Source organism: Pseudoroseomonas cervicalis ATCC 49957 (assembly GCF_000164635.1).
Classification (GTDB): Bacteria; Pseudomonadota; Alphaproteobacteria; order Acetobacterales; family Acetobacteraceae; genus Pseudoroseomonas; species Pseudoroseomonas cervicalis.
Genome location: NZ_GG770777.1, coordinates 1566404 through 1569972, shown reverse-complemented (window position 1 = coordinate 1569972; position 3569 = coordinate 1566404). Strand labels below are relative to the sequence as shown.

The following is a 3569-nucleotide window of genomic DNA, read 5'->3' as shown; positions in this document are numbered from 1 at the left end:
GCGGGTGCGGTCGGTCATGCGGCGCAGGCTAGCCCGGTTGCCGCGCCACGGAAACCGGTGGCAGGGCCGGGGCCAAGCGCCAGCGCAGCCGGGCGCCGCCGATTCGCGCCGCCTCGCAGCGGGGCCGGGCGCGGTTGTCCGCAGACTTATCCACAGGAAATCCCCAGCCTTGTCCCAGGCCGCGGCGCGGTGTCCGCCGGGCTGGCAAGGGGAATTCTGCCAGCCCTGCCATTCTTGCGGAAAACCTCATGAAAAACAGGAGGTTGACAGCGTGCCGGACAAAGGCAGACCGGCTGGCGCGGCCGCAGCGTGACAGCAAAAAGACAATGCCCGCAGGGGCTTGCGCGCCGTTGCTGGAAGCGCGTGGAGCGCCGCCCGGCTCCTTATCCCACAGAATTATCCACAAGGGGCGGCTGCACCGCCGGGCCGCCACCGAGGCGCACCAGCCGGTCGGTCTCGGTCTCGATCGCCGCCTCCAGCCGGCCGATCAGGCCGGCGCGGCCGAGGCCGGCCGGCAGCGGCGGCAGGATCGCCACGGTGATGTCGCCGGGCTGCTTGGCGGCGAAGGCGCCCCGGCCCCAGTGCAGGCCGCTGTCGGTCGCCGCCGGCACCACCGGCGCCGGGCTGGCCGCCGCCAGCGCCACCACGCCGGGCTGGTAGGGCACGCGCTGGCCGGGCAGGGTGCGGGTGCCCTCCGGGAAGATGATGATCTGGTCGCCCTCGGCCAGCGCGGCGGCGGCCTGCCGCACCATGCGCTTCAGCGCCGAGGCGCCGCCCTTGCGGTCCACCGCGACCGAGCCGTAATGCCGCGCGAGCCGCCCCCAGGCCGGGATCTTCAGCAGCTCCTGCTTCAGCACGTAGACCGGCTCCGGCAGCAGGGCGAGCCAGACCACCGTGTCATAGGCCGATTGGTGCTTGGCGGCGATCACCACCGGCCCGTCGGGCAGATTCTCCCGCCCGGTGACGCGCAGGCCGATGCCGCAGACCACCTTCAGCAGCCACAGGATCAGCCGCGCCCAGCCCTGGATGAAGCGGCGCAGCACCCGGCGCGGAAAGGGCAGCAGGGCCAGGCCGAGGATGCAGGCCAGCGCCGTCAGCGTGAAGAACAGCGCGTTGAACAGCGCCGAACGCAGCAGGATCACGGGACGGGCTTCTCCGGTTTCAGGGCCGACAATCCGAGCATCGCCCCGATGAACTTGCCATATTCCCGCAGCAGCAGGCCCGGGCGGGGCCCGGCGGCCTGCACCGGATGCGGCACCAGCGCCACCCCGGGCAGGGTGCGGCGCAGCTCCAGCAGGGCGCGGGGCATATGGAAGGCGGCGGTGACGACGCGCAGGCTGCCGATCTGCCGCGCCTCGGCCCATTCCGCAACCTCCTGGCCATTGCCGCGGGTGCTGGTCGCCTCCCGCCCCAGGGTGACGCGGGCGGCGAAGCCCTCCGGCAGCGGGTCGGGCAGGCCGGCGCGGCGGGCCAGCTCCTCCAGCGTCGCGTCGCGCCCGGTGCCGGAGATGATCAGCGCCCGCGCATGCCCCTCGGCCAGCAGGCGCAGCCCGGCATCGACGCGCTGCGGCCCGCCGGTCAGCACGGCGATGCCGTCGGTCTGGCGCAGCGGCAGCTCGGGCCGGGCGCGGCTCTGCCCGGTGAACAGCGCGAAGCCCGCCACCACCAGGATCGCCAGCAGCGCCGGCAGCAGCCAGAGCCGGCTCCACCCGCCCTCGCGGCTGCCATCGGGCAGGCTCATGGCGTGTCCCTCACGGCAGGCGCTGCAGCCAGCGGCGCACGCTGAGCTGGGCGGTGGCCCAGCCGATCAGCCCGGCGAAGGGCGGCAGCAGCGCGAGGTCGAGCCAGGGCAGCGCCGACCAGGGCGCCACCTCGCCGCCCGCGAGCGGGGCGGCGATGCTGGACAGGGCGGCCAGAGTCGGCACCGACAGCGCCGCCCCGGCCAGCGCGCCGCCGCCCGCCAGCAGCCCGATGCGGCGGGCGAAGCGGCCGGCGATGTCGCCCTGGGTGGCGCCCAGATCGTGCAGGATCTCGATCGCCTGGCGGCGGGCGGCGAGGCCGGCGCGCGTCGCCACCGCCACCACGGCGACGGCGACGGCGACGACCAGCGCCAGCACCGCCAGCGCCACGCCCTGCACGCTGCGGGCCAGCGCCGCCAGCCGCGCGACCCAGATGCCATGCGCCTCCAGCTCGGCGCCGGGGATGGCCTCGGCCAGGCGCTGCGCCACCGGGGCGGGGTCGAGCGCCAGATTGCGCATGCGCAGCTCCAGCACCGCCGGCAGGGGCAGCGAGGGCACCTCGCCCAGCCAGGGGCGCAGCAGCTCGCGCATGCGGGCGGAATCGACCGGCGCGGCCTCGGCCACCTCGGGCATCTCGCGCAGCAGGGCGATGGCCTCGTCGATGCGGCCCGACTGCTCGGGCGGCAGCTGCACGGTGACGGCGGCGGCGGCGCCATGCTGCCAGCGCTGTTGCAGCGCCTCCGCGCCGCGGCTGCCGGCGAGCGCCAGCGCCGCCAGCAGCGCCATGGCGGCGACGAGGCCCGGCAGCAGCCGGTCCGACAGCGCCCGCTTCAGGCCGAGCGGGTCGCGCGCATAGCGGGTGCGGCGCTCAGCCATGCTGCATCACCCTTCCATGCTCCAGCACCAAAGCGGGGGCGGGGAATTGCGCCACCAGCTCCTCGCTATGGGTGGCCACCACCACGGTGGTGCCGAGGCGGTTCATCTGCGTCAGCAGCGCCAGCAGCCGCCGCGCCTGGTGCGAATCGAGATTGCCGGTGGGCTCGTCCGCCACCAGCAGCGAGGGGCGGGTGACCACGGCGCGGGCGATGGCCACGCGCTGCTGCTCGCCGCCCGAGAGCTGCTGCGGCAGCGAGCTCTCCTTTCCCTGGAGGCCGACCCAGCGCAGCATCTCGGTCACATCCGGCCGCAGGCTGGATTCCGAGCGGCCGGCCAGGCGCAGCGGCAGCGCCACATTGTCGAAGGCCGAGAGATAGGGCAGCAGCCGGAAATCCTGGAACACCACGCCGATGCGCCGGCGCAGCGCCGGCAGGGCGGCGCGCCGCTCCGGCCGCACCAGCACGCCCAGCACCTCCAGCTCCCCCCGGGTCGGCAGCTGGGCCAGGTGCATCAGCCGCAGCAGCGAGGATTTGCCGGCGCCCGAGGCACCCAGCAGCCAGGTGAAGCTGCCCTCGGGCAGGGTGAAGGTCAGGTCGGCCAGGGCCTCCGGCCCCTCGCCCCCGTCGGGGGAGGGATAGCGCAGGCCGACCGCGGTGAAGCGCACCATGCGGAGCCACATGCCACGCCCGGGCCGCCGCCGCCACCCGCGACCGTTTACGAAGGGTTTCCGCGCCCCGGCCGCGCGGCGGGGCTTGCGGCCCGCCGGGCACCCCGGCATAGCGCGCAGATGCGTCTCGAATGCCCGGATTGCGCCGCCGCCTATGAGGTGAAGGAGTCGCTGGTCGTCCCCGGCCGGCTGGTCCGCTGCGTCCGCTGCGGCCATGGCTGGGTGCCGCTGCCGGCGCCGCCGCGCGCGCTGCACCGGGCGGAGATGCCCGCCGTGCGGCCCTCCTT

5 protein-coding genes are annotated in these 3569 nt (G+C 75.1%); 1 reads left to right on the top strand and 4 read right to left on the bottom strand.

Going from position 1 to position 3569, the window contains the following annotated elements; translation table 11 throughout:
• Positions 1-383: 383 nt before the first annotated feature.
• The 4 genes from HMPREF0731_RS06760 to HMPREF0731_RS06745 are packed head-to-tail and all read right to left on the bottom strand — an operon-like array spanning position 384 to position 3282.
• Positions 384-1142, bottom strand: coding sequence for a lysophospholipid acyltransferase family protein (locus HMPREF0731_RS06760; protein WP_007003311.1), 759 nt, complete (start codon positions 1140-1142; stop codon positions 384-386).
• On the bottom strand, positions 1139-1741 hold the full coding sequence (locus HMPREF0731_RS06755) for a YdcF family protein (protein WP_007003310.1): 603 nt from the start codon (positions 1739-1741) through the stop codon (positions 1139-1141). Before HMPREF0731_RS06755 ends, HMPREF0731_RS06760 begins: the two co-directional genes overlap by 4 nt.
• A 10-nt stretch (positions 1742-1751) precedes the next feature.
• Positions 1752-2615 (bottom strand): cell division protein FtsX, encoded by an 864-nt coding sequence (locus HMPREF0731_RS06750; protein WP_007003309.1) that lies wholly within the window; start codon positions 2613-2615, stop codon positions 1752-1754.
• On the bottom strand, positions 2608-3282 hold the full coding sequence (locus tag HMPREF0731_RS06745; RefSeq protein ID WP_040612443.1) for a cell division ATP-binding protein FtsE: 675 nt from the start codon (positions 3280-3282) through the stop codon (positions 2608-2610). Before HMPREF0731_RS06745 ends, HMPREF0731_RS06750 begins: the two co-directional genes overlap by 8 nt.
• A 120-nt stretch (positions 3283-3402) precedes the next feature.
• Between HMPREF0731_RS06745 and HMPREF0731_RS26470 the strand changes: the two genes are divergently transcribed.
• A partial coding sequence (locus tag HMPREF0731_RS26470) for an MJ0042-type zinc finger domain-containing protein (protein WP_211207913.1) occupies positions 3403-3569 on the top strand: 167 nt, incomplete at its 3' end.

What these genes read in the sequence shown, in the direction of transcription:
- HMPREF0731_RS06755 (WP_007003310.1), bottom strand. Translation starts at nt 1,741, where the DNA reads ATGAGCCTGCCCGATGGCAGCCGCGAGGGCGGGTGGAGCCGGCTCTGG.
- HMPREF0731_RS06750 (WP_007003309.1), bottom strand. Translation starts at nt 2,615, where the DNA reads ATGGCTGAGCGCCGCACCCGCTATGCGCGCGACCCGCTCGGCCTGAAG.
- HMPREF0731_RS06745 (WP_040612443.1), bottom strand. Translation starts at nt 3,282, where the DNA reads ATGGTGCGCTTCACCGCGGTCGGCCTGCGCTATCCCTCCCCCGACGGG.